The organism is Dactylosporangium roseum (assembly GCF_025264685.1).
Taxonomy (GTDB): Bacteria; Actinomycetota; Actinomycetes; order Mycobacteriales; family Micromonosporaceae; genus Dactylosporangium; species Dactylosporangium roseum.
Genome location: NZ_CP073721.1, coordinates 5,429,277 through 5,455,589, shown reverse-complemented (window position 1 = coordinate 5,455,589; position 26,313 = coordinate 5,429,277). Strand labels below are relative to the sequence as shown.

Below are 26,313 nucleotides of genomic sequence, written 5' to 3'. Positions count from 1 at the left end.
ACACCACTTGACCAGCCACCGCTGGGCTTAACTACCCGGCATTGGCACTAGCGTGGCGATGGCCTGGGCGTCGGTGTCGTCGAGCCGCCGCAACGGGTGCGTGTAGACGATGTCGAGGGGCATGACGGCGCTCGCGCTGAACTGCTCGGCGAGGATCTGCCGACCACGGCCGGCCGGTGAGTCACCCAACCCGCTCATGCCGAGGTCGATGCCCAGCCTCAGGTGCGCCACGGGTGTCCCGGCCAGGACGAGTGCCGTGACGGCGAGCGCCGCGGCGACGACCGGGCGTCGCATGACCGTCCGTGCCCAGCGCGCGAGCCAGGCGTCGGGCCGTTCTGCACTGGTCGTCACACGACCCCGCCAGGGCAGTGCCCACCGCTCGATCCGCCCGCCGAGCAGCGCCAGCACGGCGGGCAGCAGGGTCAGCGCGGTGAGCATCGCGGTGGCGACGGCGAGCGACATGCCGACCGCGAGGTGCCGGAACGTCTGGGCCTCGACGACGGTCAGGGTCAGCACGCACAACAGGACGACGACCCCGGAGAAGAACACGGTCGAGCCGGCCTGCCGCAGGGCGACCCCGACCACCTCGATCACATCCTCACGGCTGGTCCGGTCGTCGGGACCGTACCCCCGCGATGCTCTGCGCCGCGCCAACTCCTCGCGGAACCGTGTCACGACGAACATGGCGTAGTCGATGCCGACCCCGAGCCCGATCATCGGCACGACCGCCGAGAGAATGCCGTTGAGGGGCGTCACCAGGCTCACCCCGCCGAGCACGCCGAAGGCCAGCAGGACGCCCAAGCCCCCCATCGTGATCGGCAGCACCGCGGCTACGACCGTGCCGAGCGCGAGCAGCAGGACGAGTAACGCTATCGGCAGACCGATGCGTTCGGCCCGTGCGGCGCTCGCCGTCTCGGCGTCGACCACCTGCGCGGCGATCGGCGCGTAGCCGACGAGGTAGGCGCGCAGTGACGCGCCGCTTGCCCCGTCGAGTACTCGCTGCAGGTGCGGTGCCCGGCTTTGCAGCTCGGCCCGGCTGCCTCGCAGCGCGACGATGGCGACAGCGGTGTGTTGGTCGCGGGAGACGAGCTGCGTTCCCTGCACGCCCGAGGGGGCAACGACGCGGACGACGTCCGGGTCCTGCCGCAGGCGGTCCAGGACGCGATTGACGCTCTGTTGCATGCCGGGGTCGCTCAGCGGCGCCGCCGGAGAGGAAAGGACGACAAGGTCCCGCTCGGTGCCCAGGTCGGGGAACTCGGTCCGGAGCAACTGCTCCACCCGGGCGGACTCGCTGTCGTCAACGGTGTATGTGATCGCGGTCTGCCGAGTCTCGAATGACGGCTGAAGTGCCACGGCCGCCACGAGGAGGACGAGCCAGGCGCCGACGACACGCCAGGGGTGGCGGGCGGCGCCGGCGCCGAGGGCGGCGAGGGCGCGGCCGATCATCGGGCGAGACCGCCGACGACGGTGCGGGCGATGCGGGCGGCGTCCATCAACCCGGTGTCCTCCGCTCCGGCCAGGGCGGCGGTCACGGTGACGCCGTTGAGCACGATGACGACATCCGCCGCGGCGGCCCTCGCCTCCAGCCCGGGCCGCAGGGCGTGCGCGGCGTAGGCATCGTCGAGCACGGGGACCAGCGCCTCAAGCCAGGCACCGACGGCCTGCTGCTTGTCGACCAGGCCGGGCTCCAGGTCCAGGTCCGCCTCGGTCCTGAGGACCACGACCTCGAGCAGCTCACGGAAACGGGCATCCGTCGACACTCGTTCCACGTAGCCGGCCACGAAACGCTCAAGACGATCCAACGGGGCCTGCGGGCCGTCAAGGAGCCCAAAAATCTCCCCGGCCAGCTCGCCCCAGCGCGCGGCGACAGCCGCAGCGAAGAGTTCGGCCTTGCTGCGGAAGTGGTGATACAGGGCGCCGCGGGTCACTAGCGCCTGCGCCGCGACATCCTCCAGTCGCGTCGCCGTGTAGCCCTGACGGGCCACGACGACGAGCACAGCGTCCAAAAGGGCAGCACGGGTAGCCGCAGCGGCCTCCGCTGTTCGTCTCATACATACATGCTCACACGTATGTAACCGGGGATCAAGATGCTGGCGAAACATCGAGGGCATGGCACCCCCTAGCCGACCTGCGACCTGGGCACCGTGGCCCCTGCGTCGATCCGAAACTATCGAAATTGAAACGGTCGTATGAGATCTGATAGATTCCGGATGCCCCGGGCGCACGTACATGACCATGATTGGAGAGCTCCGTGAACGGCACGGTCGGCGTCGACCATTCGATCAACCGGCGGATCACCGACATCGATGCGTTGCGTGGTTTCGCCCTGCTGGGCATCCTCGTGGTGAACATCAGCTACATCGCCTCGCCGCACCATTTCCGAGGCGCACCCGATCCGACGGCCGCAGACCCGCTGGACCACGCCGTCCGCTGGCTGGTCGTCGCCGGGTTCGAGACCAAGTTCTACCTGCTGTTCTCGTTCCTCTTCGGGTACAGTTTCACGCTGCAACTCCGCAGTGCCGAACGGGTCGGAGCCTCCTTCGCGCCGCGTTTTCTACGTCGGCTGAGCGGACTCTTCGTGCTCGGGACACTCCACGCCGTCCTGCTGTTCCCCGGTGACATTCTCACCCTGTATGCCCTGCTCGGCCTGGTCCTGCTGGCCCTGCGCAGGATCACATCGCAACGCGCACTGAACCTCGCACTCGTCGTCACCGTCCTGTCCGCCGCCGCGTTCGCCTGCCTCGGTGTTGTCCTGGCCGCGACGGGATATGACGGATCCGACGTGTATGCCCAGCCCGAAGCGGAACGGGCCCTGCACGATCTCAGAGGCGGGGTCGGGTCGGTGATTGCCACGCACCTCGCCCAGCTTCCAATCGCCGTGACCGCAATCGTATTTGGTCAAGCGCCGGTGGCTCTCGCTGCGTTCCTGGTCGGATTCGCGGCCGGTACCCGCCGGATCTTCGACAACCCCGGCCGCGTACAGCAATGGTCCCGCAAGCTGCGGACCATCGGATACCCGATCGGAGCGACCGGAGCATTGGTATACGCGTGGGCCTCGGTGACACACCCCGGCGCGGCGGCTGAGGCGTTCGCCTTCGCAGTCGATGTAGTCACGGCGCCGTTGCTCGCGGCCGCCTATGCCAGCACCGTCGTACACGCGCTGCACACTTCGCGCGGGAGTCGACTCGCCGCCCTGCTCGCCCCGGCGGGACGAATGTCACTCTCCAACTATCTCGGCCAGTCCGTAGCCAACGTCCTGCTCTTCACCGGTATCGGGTTCGGTCTCGCCGGCCGTCTCGGACCCGCGTCACTGCTGGCTGTCGCGCTGTTGATCTACGCGGCCCAAGTCGGCCTCAGCCGATGGTGGATGCGGCGGTTCCAGTACGGACCCCTGGAATGGGTCCTGCGGTCGTGGACGACCCTGGCACTGCCCAGACTGCGCCGTGACCCGCCCGTCGTGATCAAAGAATGAGGCGTCCGGCGCACGATCGCCAGAGGCTTCGCGAGGCCGCCATAGCCGGGTCAACCCATCGAGCTCCGAAGCCACAAGATCGACATGCTCTCCACTCGGGAGAGATACCGGCCAGGGCCTGGCGCATGGCGAGATCGCGGGGACCTGGCCGAGTTGTGCGGCACCGAGGGGCCCGAGCCGGCGGGTAGGGTTGCTTCACCACGAGCGTTGGAGCTTGGTGACGGGTGGACAGGGGGCCGCGGTGGGCGGAACGTTCTGGAATCCCTCACCGGACGGTGACCCGAGCGAGGACGTCAAGGAACTCGCCGCCGCCTCGACGTTCTCGTCCGTGCTCGACGTCGGCTGCGGCACCGGCCGCAACCTGGTTCCCTTCGTCGGGCAGCAGTGCACGCTCCACGCCGTCGATGCCGACCCCGAGGCGGCACGAGCGACCGAGCAACGCTTCGCCGATCTGGAGCCGGACAGGATCCGCGTGAAGGTCGCCGATGTGCGCTCCTTCGCTCCGGGCCGCCGGTTCGGGCTCGTGATCTGTCACGGCGTCCTGCACTTTCTGGCCAGGCGCGAACGGCTGCGGGCCTATCGCCGGATCGCCTCGTGGGTCGAGCCGGGCGGCTTGGTCTCGATAGTCGCCTTCAACAGCCGCAGGCCGATACCCGACGACCTGGCACCGCTGATGCCGGAACCGGCGGAGGGCAGCACCGAGCTGCTGCACGCGTTTCCGGGCTGGGACCAGGTCAAGTTCCGCAGCTACGACTATCGGGACGAGCACTGCGGCGGCACGGTCCGTCATGTGCACTCGATCGACCGGCTGATCGCGCGCGCTCCGATGGGCGACCATGCCTAACGGTCGGCATGCGCTTGACGGTGCTTGAGCTCGGTACCTCATGATCATGGGAAAGATCCGGCTGCCCCGATAGCCACATCTTTCCCATGATCATGGAGTCGCCCGGCATGGCGGCGGATTGCGCCGGCCGGCGCACCGCGGCGGCGACACCTCCGAGCCGCGCCCGAACTATCGGCCTTGTCCGGGTCGCCGGGAGGTCGTTGGGCCGAGCTTCGCGGTCTTGAGCGATCAACAGCAAGATGGGCGCCAAGGCGCAGGCTCAGTACGTCCGGGCTGCGAGATGGTCGGAGGCCCCGACCGGCCGATGTCGAACGTGCGGGCTCGTGCCGACGGCGGGCTGGCCGCTTGGTCGACGCGACCATCGGCGTTTCGATCGCACCGGCCGGAGGGGTGCCTGACTTCGCCGTCGACGCTGGGCGGGCCGTGCTGCGATGTCCTGCCGTGGTGACGGTGCCGCCGCTACGCGGTGCTGATGTCGGCGACGACGCAGGCGATGTTGTCCGGTGCGCCCGCGGCGTAGGCGAGGTCGATCAGCCGTTGCGCTGTTGGTTCGGGCTCACCGGTCTCGGCGAGGGCGGTGTGCAGGTCACGGCGGCTGACGACAGCGGACAGGCCATCGGAGCACAACAGGTAGCGGTCACCGGCCAGGGCGGTACGCAGTGCGAGGTCGGCTTCGATGGGCTGGCTGCCGCCGCCGAGCGCTCGGGTGAGCAGAGCGCGCTGCGGGTGGGCGGCGGCCTGATCCGGGCTGAGCTTGCCGTGCTCGACCTGGCTCTGTACCCAGGTGTGGTCCTGGGTGAGCTGCGAGAGTTCACCGCCGCGCAGCAGGTAGACGCGGGTGTCGCCGACGTGCACCAGGGCCAGTTGCGAGCCGCGACGCAGCATCGCGGTCAAGGTGGTGGCCGGCTGGTTGTCGTCGGTACCGGTGTCGCGCACCGCACGATCGACGTCGTTGACGGTCGCGGCCAGCATGGCGAGCAGTTCAACGGCCGGCTTGTCGGCCAGTTCGAGCGGCTTGAGAGCGTTGACCGCCGCCGTGCTGGCGGCGGCGCCAGCCCCGCGGGTGCCGTCGGCGACGGCCAGCAGTCGGTCGCTGGCGTAGGCGACGTCCTCGTTGCTGTCGCGTCCGTGGCCGGGATCGCAGCGCACGGCGTAGCGGACGGTCAGGGTGGGATTGGGGTCGGACATGGTGACGCCCTTCCTGGACAGGTGCTCGACGAGGCGGGCGACGTGCTGCGCGCGGGTCGCGGTGTCGGCGGTGACCTGCTGCCAGTAGGCGGTGACCGCCTTGGCCGCCGCGTCAGGCTCCAGGCCGCACACGGTACGGATGTCGGCCAGCGGCATACCGATGCTGCGCAGCTTGGCGATCAGCCGGGCGTGAGCCAGTTGCGCCGGGGCGTAGAACCGGTATCCGGACTCGGGATCGACCGCGGCGGGCGTCAACAGCCCGACCTCGTCGTACAGGCGCAGCGCCTTGGGTGTCAGCCGCGCCGCTCGGGCGAACGCGCCGATCGTCAGCAGCTCCACAGTGTCATCCTCCTCGTGCCGGTCTGGCGGCCGGCACGGATCACGATGGGGCTTCCCCAAGGGGCAAGGTCAAGCGCCGGGCAGGACCTGCCCGGTAGCGGGTCTGTGCGCAGGTGCGATCGGTGCTCGCTCTGGACCAGATCGAGCGCGAGTGGCGTCCGCGGCGGCTCACCCTGATCGGCAGGATCGACGGCAGCGTGGCGGCCGAGCTCGCCGGCCTGCTCGGGCGAACCGCACCTGGTGAGGGCGCGGAGCTTGGCCTGCTCTGGCACGAGGTGTTCCTTCGTGAGCCGGTTTCCTTCACCGGTCTCGGTGCGGACGGGCATCCGCGCGCGGACGGCTTGCTGCCCCCGAGCGCTGCGTCTGTCCAGGTCAACCACGATGACGGGGTTTCGGAACCCCGCAAGGGCGGCGTCAGATGTGACGACGATGGCGAAGTCGATCGAACGCCTTCGGTAGCGGAACCGTGCCGAGTGCGTTCACGATCGTCGCCGCGCACTCGTTCGGCCCGGCGGTTGTGGTGTCCACGGCGATATCGAACTCGCCGTGTGCGTAGACCATGGTCTGCGAACGTGCCAGCCCGACCGGACGATCTCCGCGAACGCGCTCACGCCGGTCGAGTTCATCCTGGGAGCAGCGAACCTCGACAAGTGTCACGTCGTACCCCTGAAGCGTCTCGAGCAGGTCTTCCACACGCCACTGCTCGCTGAGCGGGTAGTCCATGATGACGTCGTTGCCCGCGGAGGCGAGCGCCGCCACGGCTCGGTGATAGCCGAGACGGGTCCGTCTGAGTATCTCGCTGATGTCCCTGTCGTCGAGCACCCGAGTGTGAACGGTAGAGCGCATGGCGCCGATCGCATCAACGGGAACGAGGAACCACGGGTCAGGAAGAAGCGGAAGGAGCGCCCGACCGATGCTGCTCTTGCCTGAGCTCGAAGCGCCGTTGAGCAGGATGACCCGGCCTCTTCGCTCCACCTCCACGGGAAGACCCTAGCAACTCTCGTCCGTCGGCTGCCGCGGGAACGTCATCGGGGTGGACCCCTCGTCACTGGGAGGCCCGCACCACCGACTGCCGCGCCACACCGGGAGAACCCGGCAACGCGGGATGATTCCGCCAGCCGGCTATCCACAAAGGACGCTCGTCGGGTACGTCCCCGAACGCCATGGGAACGGTGATCGTCTCGGGTGCCGCTCGGTCCCGGGGTGCTGATGCTCGCGGCGCGGGGGCGAGGCCGTGCCAGGCCGGTGGAGGTACGGTAAGATGGAAACATGATTCCGCTATCCGGAACAATATCGGGGATAACGATCGCTCGCAACAAGCGGGTCGTCATCCGCTCCGCCGGTCGGGGCTTCGGCGCGGACACCGGCGAGGTTCTGGCTGAGATCCGGCCCGACCAGCCGCGGATCAGCCGACCATGACAGTGCGGGGTCGTGCGACGACCCTGTCGATCGGGCTGCTGGTGCCGCCGGCGAACCCGGCGGCACCCGGGGAGTACCGCCGCCTGCTGTCCGGTCTGGATCTTCGGATCGCCGCCCTGCCCGTCATCGAGGGATCGCTACAGGAGCGCTTGACCGGATACGCCGATCGGCTCGCCGAGCCGTCGGCCGCGCTACGGTCGCAGCGGCCGGCCGCGGTGGTGCTCGCCTGTACCGGCTGCTCATACGGCCTCGGCGTCGACGGCGACCGGCGGCTCGCTCGCGCCGTCCGAGAGGCAACGGACTCCCCGGCCGTCACCGCGGCGGGAGCGGTCACCCGGGTGCTGGGCAAGCTCAACACCCGGTCGCTGACGCTCGTCTCGCCGTACCCCCGATGGCTCACCGACCAGGCGGCCGCGTTCTGGTCCGCGGCCGGCATAGCGGTCACGAACGTGGTGCCCATATCGGGCTCGGGGAAGATCTACGATCTCACGCCCGACGAGGTCCTCGCCGTGGTCGACTCGGTGCTCGCGGACGACGAACTCGCCGTGGCGTCGGGTCACGCCGTTGTTGTGACCGGCACCGGTGCCCCCAGCCTGGAGGCGCTCGACCGGCGCGCGTCCGGCTCCCCGGTGCCGATCGTCTCCTCGAACCTCGCCGGCGCCTGGAGCGTCCTGGACGAGTTGGGCGCGCTGGACCTGGCGGAGGGCTCCGGCAGTACGGCGCTGCGCCACTTGAACCGAATCATCCGATCCGCCGCGTCGCCGGCGCACCGCGCAAGCAGTGGAGGGGCCGACCAGTGAGCAGTATCAACGGCGGTCTCGACGCCGCGGTTGCCGTCGTCGGCGCCGGCCCGGTCGGCATGTTCGCCGCGCTGGCACTGGCCCGGCGCGGCATCGAGGTCACCCTCGTCGAACAGGGCCCCGACGAGGTCCGCTCGGAGTGGCGCGGGTCCACGGTCCATCCGCCGACCGTGGACATGCTCGACGAACTGGGCCTGGCCGGGCCGGTGCTCAGGGAGGCCGTGCGGGTGCACGAGCTGACGTTCCGCGACCTGGAGCTGGAGACCGCCGCTACGTTCGACTACTCGCTGCTGGAGGGACTCACCGCGCACCCGTATCGGCTGCAGTACGAGCAATACAAGCTGGTCCGCCAGCTACGTGACGCGTTGGCGGAGGAGGCGCGTGTCGACGTGTCGTTCGACAGCGCGGTCGTCGGGTTGCGGCAGGACCGCGACCGGGTCGAGCTGGACGTCGACACCGCTCAGGGCCGCCGGGTCGTTCGCAGCGCGTGGTTGGTCGGTGCCGACGGGGCGCACAGCGCGGTGCGCCGATTGCTTGCCGTCGGCTTCCCCGGGTTCACCTACGACTTCATGAGCCTGGTGGCCGCTACGCCGTTCCCGTTCGAGCGCCACGTCGCGGGGCTGGGGCCGGTGTGCTACTGGTCCGGGCCGCACGGTCGCTTCTCGCTGATCAGGACGCCGGACACGTGGCGGACGGCGCTGTCGACCCGTACCCGTGCCGAGGAGCACGACGAGCGGATCCAGCAGCCCCACCCTGAGTTTGTGGCGGATGTCGAGTTGCTGCTCAAGGGCGCGGTGCCGGCCGCGGAGATCGAACTGACGCAGCATCAGCTCTACCGGAGCCACCAGCGGGTCGCCGACGCTTTCCGCGTCGGCCGGGTGCTGCTCGCGGGCGATGCCGCCCACCTGAGCAGCACCACCGGCGGCATGGGGCTCAACTCCGGTATCCACGACGCGCGGGCGCTCGCCGTCGCCCTTGCCTCCGACGCCCCGGACGTCGGGGCGAGCGTGTACGCCGAGCGGCGACGCGACGTGGCGACGCGGGTCGTGCAGCCGGCCACGACGGCGAACCGGCAGAGTGTCGACGCGCTGGATCTGGAGCAGCGGGGTGCGCGCCTGGAACAGCTCGCCGCGCTGGCCGCCTCGCCGGAGGCGGCGAGGAGCTATCTCGTGGGTGCGAGCATGATCGGCGTAGAGCACTGAGGTCCGCGATCGGGGACTGCGCGGCACGACGCGGCATGGCCGATGACCTCTGGACGCGGCGCCGGGATGGAAGCCGCGTCGTACGTCCGGCTGAGCGCGGATGTCCGCTCAGGTCAGTCGTGGAACCGGGTTCCACTATCAGGAACAACTCGCTAAGGTGGGACGCAGCGGAAGGCGGGCACCGAGGGTGGAACGCCCGGGACGAGTGACATGACAGAGGGCTGGGACGTGACTGAGGCTTTGCTGGATTCCGATGTACAGTCCGGTCCGACCCTGCTGGACGTCGTGCAGCGAGGCGTTCGGATATTCGATCTGGGCCGGCCTTACGAGAAGGGGATGCCGCAGTCCCCGAACCACCCGGCGTACACACACAGCCTGTCCCGCCGCCACGGTGACACGGTGCGGACCGACGGCGGTTCGGCCGCCAACGACCTGATCGTCCTCGGCACCCACGTCGGCACCCACATCGACGCGCTCGCCCACGTCTCGCAGGACGGCAAGCTGCACGGCGGGCTCGACGCGGTCACCGAGCAGGTGGGCGGACGGTTCATGACCGGCGGCATCCAGGATGTCGCGCCGATGGTGTGCCGAGGGGTCCTGCTCGACGTGCCCGCGGCGCTCGGCATCGAGGCATGCCCGCCGGCGTACGAGATCAGCGTCGCCGACCTGGAAAAGGCCGTTGGGACGCAACGGACGCCGGTGGCCGCGGGCGACGTGGTCCTCATCCGCAGCGGATGGGGCCAGCGCTGGGATGACCGTGAGGCCTACATCGGCGGCGAATCGGGTGTGCCCGGAGTCGGCACGGCGGGCGCGCAGTGGCTTGCCGCACGTGGGGTGCGGGCCGTAGGCGCCGACACCATCGCCTTCGAGCACCTGCCCGCGAACGCCGGGCACGCGCGTCTGCCCGCGCACCGGATCCTGCTGGTCGAGCACGGCATCAACATCATCGAGACGTTGAGCCTGGAGGAACTCGCCGCGTCCGGGATCCGCGAGTTCGTCTTCATCCTGTCGCCGTTGCATTTCGTCGGTGCCACGGGTTCCCCGGTCCGCCCGCTCGCGGTGGTGGGCGCATGACCGGTGGATTCCCGTCCACGAACGGGCTGACGTTGGTCCAGCAACTGGCGCAGTTCGCGGTCGCCGCGCGGAACACCGTGCCGGTGGAGGTGGCCACCTCGGTGCGGCGGCGCCTGCTCGATGTGCTCGGGCTGTGCGTGGCGGCGACCGACCTCGACACGAGCCGAGCCGCCCTCGCCTTCGTCGCCGACCAGGGTGGACAGCCGCAGGCCCACGCGATCGGGGTCGGCCGGGTCAGCGCCGCGTGGGCCGCGTTCGGTAACGGCGTGCTCGCCCACAGCCTCGACTACGACGACACCCACCTACCGTCCATCCTGCACCCCTCGGCCAGCGTGGTGCCGGCCGCACTCGCCATGGCCGAGCGCACGGGAGCCGCCGGCGAACAGGTCGTCGGGGCGATCGCCGCCGGTCTGGAGATCTGCGTACGAACGGGAATGGCCGGCTACGACCGGGACTCCAACAACTCGACGTTCTTCGAGCACGGTCAGCACGCCACCTCGATCTGCGGCGCCGTCGGCAGCGCGGCGGCGGCCGCGCTGCTGTTGCCGGGCGCTGACGCCAAGACGGTGGCCGACGCCATGGGGATCGCCGTCTCCATGGCAAGTGGCGTGATCGAGGCCAACCGCACCGGGGGTACGGTCAAGCGGTTGCACTGCGGCTGGGCGGCCCACTCCGGGGTGGTCGCGGCCGACCTGGCGCACCGCGGGCTCACCGGACCGCCGACCGCGTTGGAGGGGCGCTTCGGCTTCTACCAGGCGTTCCTGCACGGGCGTTTCAACGCGTCGGAGATCTCCGACGGGCTCGGCGAGCGCTGGGAAGTGCCGCTGATCTTCTTCAAGCCGTACCCGGCCAACCATTTCACCCACACGGCCGTGGACGCGGCCGCCGCGCTGCGGGAGAAGGGCATCCGACCGCAGGACATCGCCTCGGCGCATCTCGCCGTGGCCACGCCCACGGTCCGCACCATCGGTGAGCCGCTCGAGGTCAAGCAGCGACCGGAGACCGGCTACCAGGCGCAGTTCAGCGGCCCGTATGCCGTGGCGGCGGGCCTGATCGGCGGCGGCGGCCTCGCGGTAGGGCTGGAGGACTACACCGACGAACTCGCGCGAGACCCGTTCCGGCGCGAGTTGATGGCGAAGATCACTGTCGGCGGCGACCCGGAGTGCGATGCGATCTATCCGCACCAGTTCCCGGCCATCCTCACGTTGCGTACCACAGACGGGCGCGAGCTGGTCGAGAAGGTGCTGGCCAACCGGGGCGGGTCCAAGCGCCCGCTGACCGATGCGGAGCTGGCCCGCAAGTTCCGGAGCAACGTGGGCCGCGTTCTGCCGCGGGCGTCGGTGGACGCAGCGGAGGAGGCCGCGTTGGCGCTGGGCACCGCGACCGGCCGGACGGTTGCGGACCTGATGTCCATGTTTGCACTCACCCCATGAGACCGCGCCCAGCCACCGGGCGACGCTGAGAGGAGAGGTTGTCGTGTCGATCGACGAAGCCGTATTGGCCCTTGACGAACGATCGCAGCTTGACTTCGTCCTCGCCCTGCGCCAGCGCTGGGCGGACACGGTCTACCCCGCGCTGCGCGAGCAGTACGTGCGGGCTGCCGGCGGCGCGAGTGGCGAGTCGCTCGAAGAGGCGACGCGGATCGTGCACACGCTGCCGCTCTACCCGTGGTTCTCCTGGATGGAGCGGGCCCAGCAGAAGATCCTGTGGCGGACGGCCGGGGACGCCGCGTTGCGGCGGGAGCAGAAGCTGCGCGCGCTCTTCGCCGAGCCCCCGGCTGAGCCGACCGGCGAGTTGGTGCTCCATCCCGGCCTGGAACTGCCGGACTGGTACACCGGCGTGGACATCCACCTGCAGCCCGGTGGGGTGTGGGGGGACGATCTGTCGGCGTATGTCTACGAGCTCGGCGCGAGGATCGTCATGCTCCGGGACAACGACGATTACCGCTTCCATCGGCTGTTCGTCGAAACGGCACTGCCCGACACGGCCGAGCGGGTCGTCGACATCGGCTGTGGGTTCGGCAAGAGCACCCGGCCGCTCGTCGACCGGTACCCCGGGGCCGAGGTGATCGGGGTTGATCTGTCCGCTCCGGTGCTGCGGCTGGCGCACCTGGAGGCGGAGCGGCTCGGCAAGAAGATCCGCTTCCTGCAGCGTGACGGCGCGGACACCGGGCTCGAGTCCGGCAGCATGGACCTGGTGACCGGCACGATGGTGCTGCACGAGCTGCCCAGCGACGTCATCGTGCGCGCCATCGCCGAGGCCGCTCGGCTGCTGCGGCCCGGCGGATCCCTGCGGTTCCTCGAGTTCTGGCCCACCGGCGAGCCCTTCCGCGACGTGACCGTGTACGAACACGCCGAGCGCAACAACGAGCCCTACTTCCGTGACCTGTTCGCCACGGACGTGCTCAGCGCCTGCGCCGAGCACGGGTTGGTCGGCGCGCGCTGGGTGCGGTTCGACGAACGCGCGAAGGGCCTCTTGCCGGACGGCTACGAACCCCGTAACGAGTGGCATTTCCCGTGGACCGTGCTGTGTGCTGAGAAGGCAGGATGAGATGGGTGCTGACGACGACAAGGCGGCAGGAGTGTACTTCGCCGATCCCCAGGTGGAACGGCTGCTCGACCTGATCCTGCAACTGACCGTGGAGCTCAACGCCGCCAACCAGCGGCAGCGGGTCCTGGAGATGCTGCTGGTGTCGCACGGGGTGCTCGACGCCGGCGCCGTCGACGGTTTCCAGCCCGACGAGACCCAGCGGGCCGAGCTGCATCGGACGCGCGACGAGCTGCTCGGCCGATGGCTGCGCGTCATCACCGAGACGGGTTCCGCCGCGGCTCCGCTGCGCCCCGAATGGTTCGCGGCCCTGTCCGCGCCGCTGCCATGAGCGGCGCGAACAGTCTGGACAACGCCTCCATCTCCCGCTGTTCGTCGCCTGGCTCGGCGTTGACGCGGGTGTCTGGTGGACGAACGAAGCCCGGCGAAGGAGCAGACCGGTGACGAGTGCGGTATTTTCGCCGATCACAGGCGAGGTGGTGGACCACGTCGCCGCCATGGGCTCGGCCCAGGTGGATGAGGCCTACCAGAAGGCGGCGAACGTCAGCGACCAGTGGCGCCGGGTTCCGGCGGACCAGCGGGGGCGGTTGCTGCTGAAGGTGGCCGCGATGCTGCGTGAGCGGCACGAGGAATTCGCCCACCTGGAGACGCTCAACACCGGCAAGCTGTTCAAGGACACTCGGCGCGAGGCCGAGCGGGCCGCGGACTGCTTCGAGTACTACGGCGGGTTCGCCGACAAGGTGACCGGCGACACCATCGACGTGCCAGGACCCTTCCACACCTATACGCGACGGGAGCCGTACGGCGTGGTCGTCGGCATCATCCCGTGGAACGTCCCCTACGTTTTCGCGGCCAAGAAGATCGCTCCTGCCCTGGCCTTCGGCAACGTCAGCCTGCTCAAGCCCGCCGAGGAGACGCCGTTGACGGCGCTGCTGTTGGCGGAGGTGCTGGCCGAGGCGGGCGTGCCGGAGGGCGTGGCCCAGGTGGTCACCGGCGGCGCCGAGACCGGACGTGCGCTGGTAGGGGATCCGCGGGCGAATCTCATCGTGTTCACCGGCTCCGACGCCACAGGCAAGGTGATCGCGCGGTCGGCCGCTGACAACCTGACCCCGACCGCGATGGAACTCGGAGGGAAGTCGCCGCAGATCGTCTTCGACGACGCCGATGTGGACGCCGCGCTGGAGGCGGTGCTGCTCGGAGTCTTCGCCGCGACCGGCCAGATGTGTATCGCCGGCTCCCGGCTGCTGCTCCACGACGCCATCTACGACGAGTTCCTGCGCCGGGTCACCGAGCGCGTGCGGGCACTGCGTGTCGGGGACCCGCGCGAGGAGACGACCCAGCTCGGTCCACAGGTCACGGCCGCTCAGCGCGACAAGACCCTCGCCCTGATCGAGCAGGGCCGGCAGGAGGGTGCCCGTGTGGTCGCCTCCGCGTCACTGCCCACGGATGAGCGGCTCTCGGGTGGCTTCTACGCGCCGCCGACGGTGTTCACCGAGGTCACGGCCGAGATGGCCATCATGCGGGAGGAGATCTTCGGGCCGGTACTGGCCGTGACGAGGTTCCGCGACGAGGCCGAGGCGCTGGCGTTGGCCCATGCCACCGACTTCGGCCTGGCGGCCGGCGTGTGGACCAACGACCTCGGGCGGGCGCACCGGATGGCGGCCGAGCTCAAGGTCGGCACGGTGTGGCTCAACACCTATCGCATCCTGTCGGACCGGGTGCCGTTCGGCGGCCAGCGCCTGTCCGGGTACGGGCGTGAGGGCGGGCCGGACGCGGTGCAGCTCTACACGCGGACCAAGTCGGTGTGGACGTCCCTTGAGCCCGGTCCGCCGCCCGGATACCGGATGTAGCCGGCCTGACAGCCGGGATCGGCACCCGGGCTCACGCGCTCAGCAGTGGGTGCAGCGTCCGGGCGGTGAGCTCGTCGATCCGCTGCTGCGCCCCGGAGGCGACGTCCTGGCCGTGACGCGCTTCGAGGGCCGCGACCCGCTCCGACAGCACGGCGAGCTCGGTCAGCAAGGCGTGGACCACACCGCTGAGGCGATCCGCTTCCGCCTCGCCCAGCAACTGGCGAGTGGGGAGATTGTCCATCATGGTCAGGCGTCCTTTCGGGCGATGAGGAGGGTCCATCCGTTGGCCCACGTCGTCGGGTCGTCCTCCGCACCGGGGACCGTGCCCGGGCCGTACCAGTGCGGCGCTTCCGTGCTGAATCCGGCCGCCGATGCGAACTGTTGGAAGTCGGACTGGCGGAAGGCGTTCATGAACGGCTCGACGATGACGTCACTGTGGTAGGCGCCCAGCAGGTCGCGCAGCGGATCGTTGAGCAGCCGGGCCTCGAGTGCGCAGAAGGTGCCGCCCGGGCGCAGCAGCCGGTGGGCCTCGCGCAGCGTGCCGTAGATCGAGTCGATGGGCATCTCGTGCAGGGCCATCGTCACCGTCACGAGGTCGAAGCCGCTGTCCTCGTACGGCGCGTGCTCCGTGTCGCCTTGCCGCCAGTGGATCTCGAGATCTCGCTCGGTGGCCATCCTGCGTGCCAGGCGCAGGCAGGGGGCGGACAGGTCCAGCCCGTGGACCTCCGCCTGCGGCCACTTCTTCTTGAGCGAGAACGTGGTCTTGCCGAAGCCGCACGCCAGGTCCAGGATCCGCTGGGGGCGCTCCACCGGGAGGGAGTCGGCAAAGCTGTCGTGCATCTCGAAGTTGTCGTTGCGACCGACATGGATCACGCGAGCGCCCATGGCGTAGACGGCGGCGGCCCGTTCGTCCGGCCAGATGCCGCGGGTCTGCCGGTGGAAATCGGTGTCGACGTAGTAGGCCGGCAAAGCTGCGCCGGCCGGTAGCTCCTCCAGCGTCCCGAGGTCGCCCTCGCGGGATGTCAGCACGTCGACCAGTTGCTCGATGCGCGGCTCGACCAGTCGCTCGACGATGCGCCAGGTCTCGTCCTGGATGTGGCGGTCCAGCCAGACCCAGTACTTCACAGTGGGGAGCCGGTCGGCTACCTCGGCAGCCTCCGCCGTCGTGGTCGGCGGGTCGGCGCGGTCGATCGCCGCCTCGTACTGTGTCCGGATGGCCCGATACAGCGGGCCGGTGAGGTACTTGCGCAGCGACAGCAGGTGGCGGATGCGCGGTAGCTCCGACTCCGGCCACGCGAGGAGTTCGGTGGTGGTGGGGCGGTGTGGGGTCACTACGGTCACGTCGTCGCGTCCTATCCTTGCACCTGGCGACTGTTCCGCCATTCCGAACACTGTTTCAAAAACAGTAGGCGCGCCTGAGTAGAAGGTCAATCGTCCAGGAGGAAACATGAGCAGACCCTTCCTCGGCCCCATCCGCCATGCCACGGTGGTCACCCCCCGGCTGGACGCGAGCGCGCAGGCCTACCGCAGATGGCTCGGCTACCTGACGCAGGACGAGGGCCGGGTGCCGGGCGCGCTGGCGGCGGCGTGGCGGGCACCGCGCAGCGCCGGCGCGCCGTACGTCGTCGTCGGGCCGGCCAGCGGGATCGGCGGCGGCGTACGGCTCGTCGAAGGTCGAGTTCCGCACGACTACCGTCCGGCCCGCACCCTCGGCTGGGCCGGGATAGAGATATGCGTGCCGGACGTCGACGGTCTGGCCCGCCGCCTGGACGGCAGCCCGTTCCGGACGCTCGTTCCGCCGGCGGCGCTGGCCGGGCTGTCGAGGCCGGCGCTGCGCGCGATGCAGTGCGCGGGCCCGTCCGGCGAGCTCGTGTACTTCACGGAGATCCTTGCCCCGCTGCCGCCGTTCGACCTGCCCCGCTGCTCCGGTGACATCGACGGGGTGTTCATCGCGGTGGTGGCCGCGGCGGACCTCGAGACGACCCGCGGGTGGTTCGAGGAGCGGTTCGACGTCGTGCGGGCCTCGGATCGCCAGGTGGCCGTCCAGGTCATCAACAAGGCGTTCGAGCTGCCCGCGGACATGCTGCACCGGATCAGCTCGCTGCAACTCCTGGACCAGACGGCTATCGAGCACGATCAGTATCCGAGACAGGCCGTGCCCAGGCCGACCGTGCCCGGGCACCTACCGCCCGGCGTCGCGTCCGTGGCTCTGGGCGTACGGCCGGCGGACGCGATCGCGAGTGGCGTGCTGATCGGGCCGGACGGCCTTCGCGTCGAACTGCTCAGCGGCTGAGGGTCCACCCGTTCGGCACGACCGGCCCCGGTGGAATCCCCACGGCTTCGGCCATCCGCTGTTGCAGGGCCGCGGCGTGGGCCATGACAGCCGCCTCGTCGAGGTGGACCAGTTGACGGTCCCGCATGAGCCACCGGCCGCCCGCCATCACGTCTCGTACGGCGTCGGGGCTGCCGGCGTAGACGAGCAGTGACAGGACACCGGTGGGCGGCCACAGGTGCGCGCGCTGCAGGTCCACCACCTGCAGGTCCGCCAGTTTGCCCGGCTCCAGCGAGCCGGTCTGCTCGGCGAGCCCGAGCGCCGCGGCTCCGTCGATGGTGGCCCAGGCCAGCGCGTCACCCGGGTCGCCGATGCTCGCATCCAGCGCGAGCTGCTTCTGCGACAACAGCGACATCTTGATGGTCTCGAAGAAGTTGTGGGCGTGGTTGGGGTAGTCGAGGCCCAGGCCCATCCGGATGCCCGCCTCACGCATCCGCATCAGCGGGAGGTGGCCGACGCCGATCAGCATGTTGCTTACCGCGCAGTACGCTCCGGCCGCACCCCGATCCGCATAAATCTGAACTTCCCGATCAGACAGGTAGATCGGGTGCGCGCCGAGGAATCCCTGGCCGAGCACCCCCAGACGGTCCAGATGCTCGATGGCGGTGTGTCCGTACTCCTTCTGTGCCCACTCGGCGAACTCCGCGGAATATGTCAGGTGCATCGCCATGCGTCCGTTCCCGGCCCGGGCCAGGCTCCTGATCAGCTCGTCGGTGCCCCGGGGCAGGGACATGACCTCCGGGATCACGGTGACCATGCCGCCCGACCAGGTGGCGGCCAGCCGGTCGAACTCCGCCACGGCCTCGGCGACGGTGAAGTGGTGCGCGGAGGGCACCATCTCGGTGCGGTTGACGAACGCCGGTGAGTAGACGACGCGAAGTCCGGACTCGTTGGCGGCCCGCAGCGATCCGTCGTTCTTGCGCATGCCCTTCCACGGGGACTGGGAGTCGGTGGTCGTGGTCACCCCGGAGCGCGTGAGCTCGACGAGGCCGAGCAGGGCGCCGGCGTAGCACTCTTCCTCGTCCTGGACGCGGTGCAGGCGCATGCTCGGGGACTCGGTGCTGGCCTGCACCCGCAGGGGACGGTCGGGCGCCATGCCGCGCAGCAGGGTGGAGGCAAGGTGGTGATGCGTGTTGACAAAGCCGGGCAAAATTGCGCAGCCCGTGCCGTCCAGCACGAGATCGTCTCGGCCGATGGCGGCCGCGCCCGGACCCACCTGGGTGATGGCGTCGCCGTCAACGACGACGTGTCCGGCCGCGTATACGGTGCGGTGTGGATCCATCGTGATGATCAGTCCATTGTTGATCACGGTGCGAGGCATTACAAACCTCCATCACGGCTCGGTCTCGACTCACCCTCAGCGTTGACGCCCCAGGTGTGAGGGCTGTTACCCTCACGCCCACAAGCATATAGTGGTACGGCGTTCCATAGAACGAAACAACCGTGGTGAACCCGGGGGATCAGGCCGAGGGAGCTCAGTCATGCGATTTAGGGTCAGGCTAGGCACAGCAGGCATCCTTGCCGGTGTCCTCGTTGTCGCCGGTTGTTCATCCGGCGAGCAGAAGGATCCGGCGGGGTCGGCGGGTGGCGGCACCATCCGGGTCGGCGTCGACGCGCTGCCGCCCGGCAAGGGCGACCCGTACAAGGGAATCGGCTCGCCCGAGGTCTACACGCACGCCGCCATCTACGACGCGCTGACCCTCGTGGACCAACACGGCAAGATCCAGCCGATGCTGGCCACCGAGTGGTCCCAGCCCGCGCCGACCACCTGGGTCTTCAAGCTGCGCGACGGCGTGACGTTCTCCAACGGTGAGAAGTTCGACGCCGGGGCCGTGGTTGCCACCTTCGAATACCTCGTGAAGGACCCGGAAGGCTCGGCGAGCGTCGTCGCGGCCGATGTCAAGACGATCTCGGGGGTCAAGGCGGTCGACCCGCTGACCGTGGAATTCACCACCGCCGCGCCGGACGCCATGGTGCCTGCCCGGGTGGGTGAGGTCTACATCCCGGCGCCGGCGAAGTTCAAGGAACTCGGCATGAAGGGGTTCGCCAACGACCCGGTCGGCACCGGGCCGTTCAAGGTCGACTCCTGGAACGCCAACCTCATCAAGCTGAGCGCCGTCAAGAACTCCTGGCGGGCGCCCAAGGCCGCGAAGATGGAGATCCACGCGCTGCCCGACCCGGCCGCGCGGTTCCAGGCGCTGCAGTCCGACCAGATCGACCTTGCCATCCAGCTCTCGCCCGACCAGAGCAAGCAGCTCGACGGCTCGCGCACCCGGGCCGACATCCTCGCCGCCGCGCAAGTCATGTCACTGGCCTTCATCACCGAGCTGGGCGACTCACCGCTGAAGAAGAAGGAAGTCCGCGAGGCGCTCAACTACGCCGTGGACAAGGAGTCGATGGCCAAGAACCTGCTCCTCGGCGTGGGCAAGCCGAGCGGCTCCGGCATCACCGACGGCGCCGCCGGCTACAACTCGGCCATCAAGCCGTACCCGTACGACCCGGAGAAGGCGAAGAAGCTGCTGGCGGACGCCGGATACCCGAACGGCTTCAGCCTCAAGGCCGACGTCACCGTGGGTTCCTTCCCGGCGGACGCGCAGATATACCAGTTGATGCAGCAGAACCTCGCCGATGTCGGCGTCAAGGTCGAGCTACGCCAGGTCACCTTCGCCGAGTGGCTGGACCACTACCTGAAGAACACCTGGACGTCGCAGGCGTTCGGGCTGTCCTGGAACACGCTGCCCCGACTCGACGCCCTGCGTCCGATGGAACTGTTCTCCTGCCTCAAGAAGCCCGCCTTCTTCTGCGACCCGGCCGTGGCCGAGGTGCTCGGGCGGGCGGCCAAGGAGGGCGATGGCGAGTCGCGCAACAAGCTGCTGGCGCAGGCGCAGCAGATGCAGCACGACAACCCGCCGGCGCTCTACCTCGTGCAGCAGATCGACATCACCGGTGTGTCGAGTAAGCTGCAGGGCTTCCAGAACATCAACCGCACCATCCCCTACGACAAGATGCACGTGTCCTAGGCATCGACAGAAGAATCTGAAATTCAGCGAAATGGCCGAGCTCACGTCCTCGCGAACTGACGCACCGAGTGGCGCCCTGCTCAGCCGCCGCGTGAGGGTCCTTGTCCGGGCCCTCACGCGGCGGGTCCTGCAGTTGCTGGCGCTGCTCTTTTCCATCTCCACGCTGCTGTTCTTCCTGCTACGTATCTCCGGCGACCCGGCGCTTGTGCTCGCCGGGGAGAACGCGGATCCGGAATTCATCGCGCACGTCGCCCGACAGTACGGCCTCGACCAGCCGCTCATCGTGCAGTACGGCAACTTCATCGGGCACGTGTTCCAGCTCGACTTCGGCCGTTCGGTGCAGTCCGGCGAGGCCGCCCTGGGTCTCGTCCTGGCCCGGATGCCGGCGACGGTGCAGCTCGCCGCCCTCGGCATCCTGATCAACCTGCTGGTGGCGGTGCCGGTGGGAGCCTGGCTCGGGTCCCGTCCCCACCCGCTCCCGCGAGTCGTCGCAACGGGTCTGCTGGTCGTCGGCCAGGGCGTGCCGGGCTACGTCGTCGGTCTCCTGCTGATCCAGATCTTCGCGGTGAAGTTCCGCCTCCTGCCGAGCATCGGCAACACGACGTTGGTGAGTTGGATACTTCCGTCGGTGACCCTGGCCGCATTCCTCATTCCACGGCTGACGCGGGTGCTCGCCACGAACGTCAGCGCCGCGATGAGTGACGACTACGTGCGCACGGCCCGCGCCTGCGGCGCCTCGAAGCTCACCGTGGTGGTCCGTCACGCGTTGCCCAACGCGCTGCTCGGCGCCACGGCGCTCGTCGCCGGCCAGTTCGCCTTCCTGCTGTCCGGAGCGCTGATCACCGAGGTCATCTTCGCGTGGCCGGGGGTCGGCCGGCTCCTGATCGACTCGGTGCTCAGGCTGGACTTTCCCGTCGTGCAGGCCACCGTTTTCGTCGTCGCGTTCCTGGTCTTCCTGGTGAATGCCCTGACCGACGTCCTGTTCTCGATACTCGACCCACGGCTGAGGCGGCAAAGAGGATGACAGAAACGCCGGTCGTACCACCTCGCGGCCTGTTCCGCAGGCGGCCGTCAGGCCGCAGCCGGCCGCTGGCGTTGTTCCTGGGCATCGGCCTCGGGGTCGTCGTGATCGGCGGCGCGCTGTTGCTGATGACCTTCGGCCACCTCGATCCCGGGCGGACCGCCCCGGTGGACCGCCTCAAGGGCCTGGGCACCACGGGGCACGTGTTGGGCACCGACCAGCTCGGCCGGGACATGCTCGCCCGGGGTGTCGCCGGCCTGCGCTGGTCGGTGGCCGTGGGCGTCGTCTCCACCTGCCTGGTGTCCGGGATCGGCACGGTCGTCGGTCTCTGGGCGGCGTCGGCGCGGGGACTCGTGCGGGTGCTGCTGACCCGCCTGATCGACATGAGCCTGTCGTTCCCGTCGCTCGTGCTCGCCGTGACGATCATGGCGATCGTCGGACGAGGGTTCTGGGCACTCTCACTGACCTTGGGCCTCGTGAGTTGGCCCATCTTCGCCCGGGTGGTCTACGCCGAGGCCATCGGACTGATGAAACGCGAGTACATCCTCGCCGCGCGCCTGCTCGGGGTCTCCGGTCTACGTACCGTGGTCACCCATGTCCTGCCGGGAATCCGCAACACCCTCCTGGTCATGTGGGCTTTCATGTTCGCCGATCTGCTCATCGCGGAAAGCGGGCTGTCCTTCCTCGGCCTCGGGGTACCGCTGGGCACCCCCTCTCTCGGCGGGATGCTGGCGGAGAGCCGGGAGTACCTGGCGCAGGCACCACACATGGTGCTGGTCCCGGGCCTGACCATCGTGGTGATCGTGGTGACGGCCAACCTCATCGGCGATGCCCTGAGTAGCCGGTCTCACAACGTAACGGCGGTGGTCAACAGATGAGCGCGGCGACGGACGTGGTGTTGAACGTCGACGGCCTGCGGGTGAACGCGGCGGATCCCTCGGGCGCGGAGGTGCCCATCATCGAGGACGTCTCGTTCTCGCTGGCGCGGGGGGAGGTGCTGGGCATTGTGGGGGAGTCTGGGTCGGGCAAGTCCCTCACCGCGTTGAGCCTGCTGCGGCTGACCCCCGAGACCCTCCACCAGAGCGGCTCCATCCGGGTGGCGGGCCGGGAGGTCATGCGGCTGTCCCAGCGGGAGTTGCAGCGGATGCGCGGCAACCAGGTCTCGATGGTCTTCCAGGACCCGATGACCGGGCTCAACCCCGTGCGTACGGTGGGCTCGCTGCTCGTGGAGGCCTTGCGTCGCCATCGCCGGATGAGCCGGGCGCAGGCCCACCAGTCGGCCGTCGCCGCGCTTCGCGCGGTGGGCATCCCGTCCCCGGAACTGCGCGTCAAGGTCTATCCGCACCAACTGTCCGGCGGGCTCCGCCAACGGGTGATGATCGCTCTGGCGCTGCTGCACGATCCCGCGGTCATCGTCGCCGACGAGCCCACCACCGCGCTGGACGCCACCATCCAGGCTCAGATCATCGACCTGATGCGCAGCCGAGTGAGCAGCGCCGGACTGATCTTCATCACACACGACCTCGGTGTGGCCGGCCAGATTTGCGATCGGATCATCGTCATGTATGCGGGACACATCGTCGAGGAGGGAGTCGCGCTCACCCTGTTGTCGCGCCCTCGCCATCCCTATACCGCCGGACTGCTCGCGGCCGCGCCGCGTTTCGACCGTGAGCGTAAGCCGCTGGTCCCGATCCCGGGATCCCCGCCAACCCCGTACAGCCGCCCCGCCGGCTGCCCGTTCGCGCCGCGCTGCGCCCGGGCCTCCGAAGTGTGCCGTGAGCAGCGGCCCGAACTCGTGCCTGGCGACCTGTCCACCGTCGCCTGCTGGCACCCGTTGAGCTCATGAACGCCATGTCGACCGGCCAAGGTGCCGCTGCCGCCTCCGCCTCCGCCGCGAAGGCACCCGTTCTGACCACCGAGGACTTGCGGGTCGAGTTCACTGTGGGGCACCAGACTCTCGTCGCCGTCGACGGGGTGTCCCTGTCGGTGGCGGCCGGCGAGACGCTGGCGCTCGTCGGGGAGTCCGGCTCGGGCAAGTCGACGGTTGCGCTGGCCTTGATGCGGGCTCATGAGCCCGACAGCGGGCGCATCATCTTCGAAGGAACGGATATCACGCATCTGTCGGAGCGCCGCTTGAAGCCAGTGCGTCGCCGCCTGCAGATGGTGATCCAGGACCCGTATGCCAGCCTTGATCCGCGGATGACGATCGCGCGCGTCGTGGCCGAGCCCCTCGTCGCGCACCGGTGGGGCAACCGCCGCCAGATCGCCGACCGAGTCGTCGAGTTGCTGGAGCTGGTCGGCCTGACCGCGAGCGCGATGAGCCGCTACCCGTCGCAGTTCTCCGGCGGGCAGCGTCAGCGGATCTCGATCGCTCGCGCACTGGCCCTCGAACCATCGATGATCATCGCAGATGAGCCGGTCTCCGCCTTGGACATGTCCATCCAGGCCCAGATCATCAATCTGCTCGGCACGCTGCAGCGGGAGCGCGATCTGGCCTACCTGGTCATCGCCCACGACCTTGCGCTGGTACACCAGATCTCCAACCGGGTGGCCGTCCTCTACCTGGGCCGGGTCGTGGAGGAGGGCACGACGGACCAGGTGGTGTGGTCACCACAGCATCCGTACACCGCGGCTCTGCTGTCTGCCACCCCGACGCCGGACAATCCGACCCGGGAGCGGATCGTGCTCGCGGGCGACCCGCCGTCGGCGATCAACCGACCGTCCGGCTGCGTCTTCCATCCGCGTTGCCCGATCGCCCGGTCCAGATGCGCCGTGGAGGTCCCCCCGCTGATCGAAGTCCGGCCGGGGGTGCGCACCGCCTGCTTCTACCCGGGCGAAGTCCAACCCGTGATCGACGCGTCCCAGTCGCGACCGCTGACGGCAAAGGAGTGACCGTGGGTCGGCCCTTCATCGAATTCATTCAGAGTCAGGTGCTGCCTTGGACGAAAGGCCTGTACGGGGGAGCGCGGCCCGCTGTCGAGATGCGGATGCTGAGCCTGGATGAGGAGAGCGGATCGTCCAGCACGCTCCTGCGCTATCCCGCGGGCTGGCGGCAGGACGACCCGCAGGCGCTGACCGCTGACGAGGAGCTGTTCGTGCTGGCCGGGTCGCTCACGGTTGGCGACGTGCGGCACGAACGGTACGGTTACGCCCACCTGCCGGCGGGGTATGTCCGGCCGGCGATGGCGAGCCCGCACGGCGCGGTGGTGCTGACATTCTTCTCCGGTGAGCCCCGCGCCGCCGCGGCGGTGACGCGAGGCGTGGACGAGGCCCGGCTCGTCGAGGCCGTCGACGCCTTCGACGGCCCGTGGACCGGCAACTTCCATCCCCGGTTCCCCTCCGGCGCGGGCCGGAAGTTCCTGCGTGAGGATCCCTACGACGGGGAGCAGACCTGGGTGCTGGGCACGATGCCGTTGCGGTGGGGTCGCCGGGCGGAGAAGCACCCGGTGGTCGAGGAGATGTACCTGTTGGCCGGAGAACTTGTCGGCCACGTCGGTACCATGCGCGCCGGAGCCTACTTCTGGCGCCCTGAGGAGGAGTGGCACGGCCCGTTCGGGTCCCCGACCGGCAACCTCATGCTCTTCCGCACCAAGGGCGGCCCGCTGTCGACCGTCTATGAGGACGACGAGCGGGAGTTTTCCTGGCAGCCGGAGCACCGCCCGATCCTTCCTCCCGGGTTGACGGAACTCGGCGGCAAGCCGTGGGACGGTGGGTGCGCCTGTTACTGACCGCCGCGGCTGTTCCGTTGAAGCTCAACCGGTTGCCGCTGCCGAGCTGCTCGACGTTCATGCCGCGCGGTAGCCGCTCGAAGATCAACGGCAGCTCGTCGGGCGCAGCGATGGTCAGCCCCTCGTGAACAGACAGAATGGGTGGCCCGCCGGGTCCAGCATCACTCGGACGCTCGTCTGCGGCTGAACGTCGGCCGCTCGAGCACCAGCCGCCGTGGCCCAGGCCACCGCCGCGTCGAGGTCGTCCACGGCGATGTCGAGGTGCGTCATGATCTGCTGCTCGCCCTGAACGGTCGGCCAGATCGGAGGAGTGTAGTTCGGTTCGATCTCGAAGTTCAGCGTCCGCAGGCCACCCTGACCATCAGCCGACCGGACCTGCGCCCAGTTGGTCTCGATCTCGCTTTCCCAGCCCAGCAGCTTGCTGTAGAACTCAGCTAGCTGACGTGGATTCGGCGCTGCGAGGGTCGCGCCTGTGATCTGCAGATTCGGCTGCCGCATACGTCACTCTCCGTACCTTGACGCCGCCGACTCCGGCCCCGGAAGCTCCAGTGGCGACGGCGCTCGCGAAACAGGGGAAGTCCCGGGCGATGGTTCAGTAGCGGAGGGCGAGACTACCAGGCTCCGGTGAGTTGGCTTGCGACAAGTAGATGGAGACGCACAAGGTGGTCTCGGCTCTGGCTGTCGCGTCAACAAGATGCGACGTGGCTCGATGTCCCAAGGATCATGTCATCGGTCGGTGCCCGCGAGCTGGACTTCGACAGAAACGGCAGGATTCTCGGTGATGTTGGCGGATTTGATGCATCAACCGGTGCCGGCGGATGACCGTAACCGGTCCTACCCACGGGTCACCCGCCTGGGGGCACGACCGTGACCGTGAGTCACCGTCTGAGCCGCACGCCGGCTTATAGCCTGAACCTGGCCGCACCGGATCGCGGCAGATGTGCACCTGATCATGGTGCTACCTCGGTTCCGAAGAGGCTGCCGCGCTTCGGGGAACCACCGACCTACGGTACGGGCCGGCGAACGGGCCGTACCCGTTGGTGTACCTGGTCTTCAACGCCCTGTTCAACCTGACCGGGGCCGGGCGGCAGGAGGACTGCTTCCGCAAGGTCGCGCGGGTGCTGGCGCCCGGCGGGGCGTTCGTCATGGAGGCGTTCGTGCCGGGTCTGGCCGACTTCGACCGCGACGAGCGTGAGGTGCAGGTGCGGTCGGTGACCTAGGACTCGGTGACCGTCCGATGTACCAATTCAACCGCGCGGCCCAAAGTTTCGTCCGGCAGACCGTCGGGTTCAGCGAGGTCGGCGTCCGCCTCCAGCCCGTTCGGGGTGGACTGCCGCTGGCCCGAGCAGATCGACACCTTGGCCGCCGAGGCCGGCCTGCGCATCGAGGCCCGCTACGCCGACCCGGGACGCGAGCCGTTCGGTCCGTCGAGTAAGAGCCACATGTCGGTGTACCGCAAGCCCTGAGCCCGCCCCCG

The 26,313-nt window shown here is 69.1% G+C and carries 26 protein-coding genes; 18 read left to right on the top strand and 8 right to left on the bottom strand.

Annotation, left to right across the window (positions count from 1 at the left end):
• Nucleotides 1-27: 27 nt before the first annotated feature.
• Both Drose_RS25490 and Drose_RS25485 read right to left on the bottom strand, forming a co-directional pair.
• On the bottom strand, nucleotides 28-1,446 hold the full coding sequence (locus Drose_RS25490; RefSeq protein ID WP_260723844.1) for an MMPL family transporter: 1,419 nt from the start codon (nucleotides 1,444-1,446) through the stop codon (nucleotides 28-30).
• Nucleotides 1,443-2,051, bottom strand: a complete 609-nt coding sequence (locus Drose_RS25485; protein WP_260723843.1) for a TetR/AcrR family transcriptional regulator — start codon at nucleotides 2,049-2,051, stop codon at nucleotides 1,443-1,445. Before Drose_RS25485 ends, Drose_RS25490 begins: the two co-directional genes overlap by 4 nt.
• Nucleotides 2,052-2,251: 200 nt before the next feature.
• On the opposite strand from Drose_RS25485, the gene Drose_RS25480 reads away from it, so the two are divergent.
• Entirely contained in the window at nucleotides 2,252-3,472 is a 1,221-nt protein-coding gene (locus Drose_RS25480; protein WP_260723842.1) for a DUF418 domain-containing protein, read from the top strand.
• A 241-nt stretch (nucleotides 3,473-3,713) separates the two neighbouring features.
• Nucleotides 3,714-4,316, top strand: a complete 603-nt coding sequence (locus Drose_RS25475; RefSeq protein WP_260723841.1) for a class I SAM-dependent methyltransferase — start codon at nucleotides 3,714-3,716, stop codon at nucleotides 4,314-4,316.
• A gap of 459 nt (nucleotides 4,317-4,775) precedes the next feature.
• Here the strand turns inward: Drose_RS25475 and Drose_RS25470 are convergent, their stop codons facing one another.
• Both Drose_RS25470 and Drose_RS25465 read right to left on the bottom strand, forming a co-directional pair.
• Nucleotides 4,776-5,843, bottom strand: a complete 1,068-nt coding sequence (locus Drose_RS25470) for a MerR family transcriptional regulator (protein ID WP_260723840.1) — start codon at nucleotides 5,841-5,843, stop codon at nucleotides 4,776-4,778.
• Between the two features lie 414 nt (nucleotides 5,844-6,257).
• Nucleotides 6,258-6,824 carry a chloramphenicol phosphotransferase CPT family protein gene (locus Drose_RS25465; protein WP_260723839.1) on the bottom strand — a complete coding sequence of 189 codons (567 nt, stop codon included), beginning with the start codon at nucleotides 6,822-6,824 and terminating at the stop codon, nucleotides 6,258-6,260.
• A 434-nt stretch (nucleotides 6,825-7,258) separates the two neighbouring features.
• On the opposite strand from Drose_RS25465, the gene Drose_RS25460 reads away from it, so the two are divergent.
• From Drose_RS25460 to Drose_RS25430, 7 genes are all read left to right on the top strand, one after another.
• Nucleotides 7,259-8,062, top strand: coding sequence for a maleate cis-trans isomerase family protein (locus Drose_RS25460; RefSeq protein ID WP_260723838.1), 804 nt, complete (start codon nucleotides 7,259-7,261; stop codon nucleotides 8,060-8,062).
• Nucleotides 8,059-9,264 (top strand): FAD-dependent monooxygenase, encoded by a 1,206-nt coding sequence (locus Drose_RS25455; RefSeq protein ID WP_260723837.1) that lies wholly within the window; start codon nucleotides 8,059-8,061, stop codon nucleotides 9,262-9,264. Before Drose_RS25460 ends, Drose_RS25455 begins: the two co-directional genes overlap by 4 nt.
• Nucleotides 9,265-9,600: 336 nt before the next feature.
• Nucleotides 9,601-10,338 (top strand): cyclase family protein, encoded by a 738-nt coding sequence (locus Drose_RS25450; protein ID WP_260723836.1) that lies wholly within the window; start codon nucleotides 9,601-9,603, stop codon nucleotides 10,336-10,338.
• Nucleotides 10,335-11,771, top strand: coding sequence for an MmgE/PrpD family protein (locus Drose_RS25445; RefSeq protein ID WP_260723835.1), 1,437 nt, complete (start codon nucleotides 10,335-10,337; stop codon nucleotides 11,769-11,771). The genes Drose_RS25450 and Drose_RS25445 overlap by 4 nt, the downstream gene beginning before the upstream one ends.
• Before the next feature lie 43 nt (nucleotides 11,772-11,814).
• Nucleotides 11,815-12,888 carry a class I SAM-dependent methyltransferase gene (locus Drose_RS25440; protein ID WP_260723834.1) on the top strand — a complete coding sequence of 358 codons (1,074 nt, stop codon included), beginning with the start codon at nucleotides 11,815-11,817 and terminating at the stop codon, nucleotides 12,886-12,888.
• Between the two features lies 1 nt (nucleotide 12,889).
• Complete coding sequence (locus tag Drose_RS25435; RefSeq protein WP_260723833.1) at nucleotides 12,890-13,216, top strand: hypothetical protein; 327 nt, start codon at nucleotides 12,890-12,892, stop codon at nucleotides 13,214-13,216.
• A gap of 109 nt (nucleotides 13,217-13,325) precedes the next feature.
• Nucleotides 13,326-14,735 carry an aldehyde dehydrogenase family protein gene (locus Drose_RS25430; protein WP_260723832.1) on the top strand — a complete coding sequence of 470 codons (1,410 nt, stop codon included), beginning with the start codon at nucleotides 13,326-13,328 and terminating at the stop codon, nucleotides 14,733-14,735.
• A gap of 31 nt (nucleotides 14,736-14,766) precedes the next feature.
• Here the strand turns inward: Drose_RS25430 and Drose_RS25425 are convergent, their stop codons facing one another.
• Nucleotides 14,767-14,979, bottom strand: coding sequence for a hypothetical protein (locus Drose_RS25425; protein WP_260723831.1), 213 nt, complete (start codon nucleotides 14,977-14,979; stop codon nucleotides 14,767-14,769).
• Nucleotides 14,980-14,981: 2 nt separating this feature from the next.
• On the bottom strand, nucleotides 14,982-16,076 hold the full coding sequence (locus Drose_RS25420) for a class I SAM-dependent methyltransferase (protein WP_260723830.1): 1,095 nt from the start codon (nucleotides 16,074-16,076) through the stop codon (nucleotides 14,982-14,984).
• Nucleotides 16,077-16,182: 106 nt separating this feature from the next.
• On the opposite strand from Drose_RS25420, the gene Drose_RS25415 reads away from it, so the two are divergent.
• On the top strand, nucleotides 16,183-17,028 hold the full coding sequence (locus Drose_RS25415; RefSeq protein WP_260723829.1) for a hypothetical protein: 846 nt from the start codon (nucleotides 16,183-16,185) through the stop codon (nucleotides 17,026-17,028).
• Here Drose_RS25415 and Drose_RS25410 read toward each other — a convergent pair.
• A complete protein-coding gene (locus Drose_RS25410; RefSeq protein ID WP_260723828.1) occupies nucleotides 17,018-18,388 on the bottom strand; it encodes an amidohydrolase family protein in 1,371 nt (456 codons plus the stop codon). The two genes, Drose_RS25415 and Drose_RS25410, sit on opposite strands and share 11 nt — an antisense overlap.
• A 160-nt stretch (nucleotides 18,389-18,548) precedes the next feature.
• On the opposite strand from Drose_RS25410, the gene Drose_RS25405 reads away from it, so the two are divergent.
• From Drose_RS25405 to Drose_RS25380, 6 genes are all read left to right on the top strand, one after another.
• A complete protein-coding gene (locus tag Drose_RS25405; RefSeq protein ID WP_260723827.1) occupies nucleotides 18,549-20,087 on the top strand; it encodes an ABC transporter substrate-binding protein in 1,539 nt (512 codons plus the stop codon).
• Nucleotides 20,088-20,178: 91 nt separating this feature from the next.
• Nucleotides 20,179-21,111 carry an ABC transporter permease gene (locus tag Drose_RS25400; protein ID WP_260723826.1) on the top strand — a complete coding sequence of 311 codons (933 nt, stop codon included), beginning with the start codon at nucleotides 20,179-20,181 and terminating at the stop codon, nucleotides 21,109-21,111.
• Nucleotides 21,108-21,986 carry an ABC transporter permease gene (locus tag Drose_RS25395; RefSeq protein ID WP_260723825.1) on the top strand — a complete coding sequence of 293 codons (879 nt, stop codon included), beginning with the start codon at nucleotides 21,108-21,110 and terminating at the stop codon, nucleotides 21,984-21,986. Before Drose_RS25400 ends, Drose_RS25395 begins: the two co-directional genes overlap by 4 nt.
• Entirely contained in the window at nucleotides 21,983-22,954 is a 972-nt protein-coding gene (locus tag Drose_RS25390; RefSeq protein WP_260723824.1) for an ABC transporter ATP-binding protein, read from the top strand. The genes Drose_RS25395 and Drose_RS25390 overlap by 4 nt, the downstream gene beginning before the upstream one ends.
• 5 nt (nucleotides 22,955-22,959) lie before the next feature.
• Nucleotides 22,960-24,000 (top strand): ABC transporter ATP-binding protein, encoded by a 1,041-nt coding sequence (locus Drose_RS25385; protein ID WP_343869142.1) that lies wholly within the window; start codon nucleotides 22,960-22,962, stop codon nucleotides 23,998-24,000.
• Nucleotides 24,001-24,095: 95 nt separating this feature from the next.
• A complete protein-coding gene (locus Drose_RS25380) occupies nucleotides 24,096-24,836 on the top strand; it encodes a DUF4437 domain-containing protein (protein ID WP_260723822.1) in 741 nt (246 codons plus the stop codon).
• A 114-nt stretch (nucleotides 24,837-24,950) separates the two neighbouring features.
• On the opposite strand, the gene Drose_RS25375 is transcribed toward Drose_RS25380, so the two are convergent.
• The gene (locus Drose_RS25375; protein WP_260723821.1) at nucleotides 24,951-25,334 is read right to left on the bottom strand and encodes a VOC family protein; all 384 of its coding nucleotides are present in this window, start codon (nucleotides 25,332-25,334) and stop codon (nucleotides 24,951-24,953) included.
• A 539-nt stretch (nucleotides 25,335-25,873) separates the two neighbouring features.
• Between Drose_RS25375 and Drose_RS25370 the strand changes: the two genes are divergently transcribed.
• Both Drose_RS25370 and Drose_RS25365 read left to right on the top strand, forming a co-directional pair.
• A complete protein-coding gene (locus tag Drose_RS25370) occupies nucleotides 25,874-26,056 on the top strand; it encodes a hypothetical protein (RefSeq protein WP_260723820.1) in 183 nt (60 codons plus the stop codon).
• 105 nt (nucleotides 26,057-26,161) lie between these two features.
• Nucleotides 26,162-26,302 (top strand): hypothetical protein, encoded by a 141-nt coding sequence (locus Drose_RS25365; protein WP_260723819.1) that lies wholly within the window; start codon nucleotides 26,162-26,164, stop codon nucleotides 26,300-26,302.
• Nucleotides 26,303-26,313 lie beyond the last annotated feature (11 nt).

Excerpts from the sequence above, each read along its gene's own strand:
- Drose_RS25375 (WP_260723821.1), bottom strand. The coding sequence starts at position 25,334 with ATGCGGCAGCCGAATCTGCAGATCACAGGCGCGACCCTCGCAGCGCCG.
- Drose_RS25460 (WP_260723838.1), top strand. The coding sequence starts at position 7,259 with ATGACAGTGCGGGGTCGTGCGACGACCCTGTCGATCGGGCTGCTGGTG.
- Drose_RS25445 (WP_260723835.1), top strand. The coding sequence starts at position 10,335 with ATGACCGGTGGATTCCCGTCCACGAACGGGCTGACGTTGGTCCAGCAA.
- Drose_RS25395 (WP_260723825.1), top strand. The coding sequence starts at position 21,108 with ATGACAGAAACGCCGGTCGTACCACCTCGCGGCCTGTTCCGCAGGCGG.
- Drose_RS25385 (WP_343869142.1), top strand. The coding sequence starts at position 22,960 with ATGTCGACCGGCCAAGGTGCCGCTGCCGCCTCCGCCTCCGCCGCGAAG.
- Drose_RS25410 (WP_260723828.1), bottom strand. The coding sequence starts at position 18,388 with ATGCCTCGCACCGTGATCAACAATGGACTGATCATCACGATGGATCCA.
- Drose_RS25405 (WP_260723827.1), top strand. The coding sequence starts at position 18,549 with ATGCGATTTAGGGTCAGGCTAGGCACAGCAGGCATCCTTGCCGGTGTC.
- Drose_RS25425 (WP_260723831.1), bottom strand. The coding sequence starts at position 14,979 with ATGATGGACAATCTCCCCACTCGCCAGTTGCTGGGCGAGGCGGAAGCG.
- Drose_RS25415 (WP_260723829.1), top strand. The coding sequence starts at position 16,183 with ATGAGCAGACCCTTCCTCGGCCCCATCCGCCATGCCACGGTGGTCACC.
- Drose_RS25390 (WP_260723824.1), top strand. The coding sequence starts at position 21,983 with ATGAGCGCGGCGACGGACGTGGTGTTGAACGTCGACGGCCTGCGGGTG.
- Drose_RS25485 (WP_260723843.1), bottom strand. The coding sequence starts at position 2,051 with ATGAGACGAACAGCGGAGGCCGCTGCGGCTACCCGTGCTGCCCTTTTG.
- Drose_RS25435 (WP_260723833.1), top strand. The coding sequence starts at position 12,890 with ATGGGTGCTGACGACGACAAGGCGGCAGGAGTGTACTTCGCCGATCCC.
- Drose_RS25380 (WP_260723822.1), top strand. The coding sequence starts at position 24,096 with ATGCTGAGCCTGGATGAGGAGAGCGGATCGTCCAGCACGCTCCTGCGC.
- Drose_RS25450 (WP_260723836.1), top strand. The coding sequence starts at position 9,601 with ATGCCGCAGTCCCCGAACCACCCGGCGTACACACACAGCCTGTCCCGC.
- Drose_RS25490 (WP_260723844.1), bottom strand. The coding sequence starts at position 1,446 with ATGATCGGCCGCGCCCTCGCCGCCCTCGGCGCCGGCGCCGCCCGCCAC.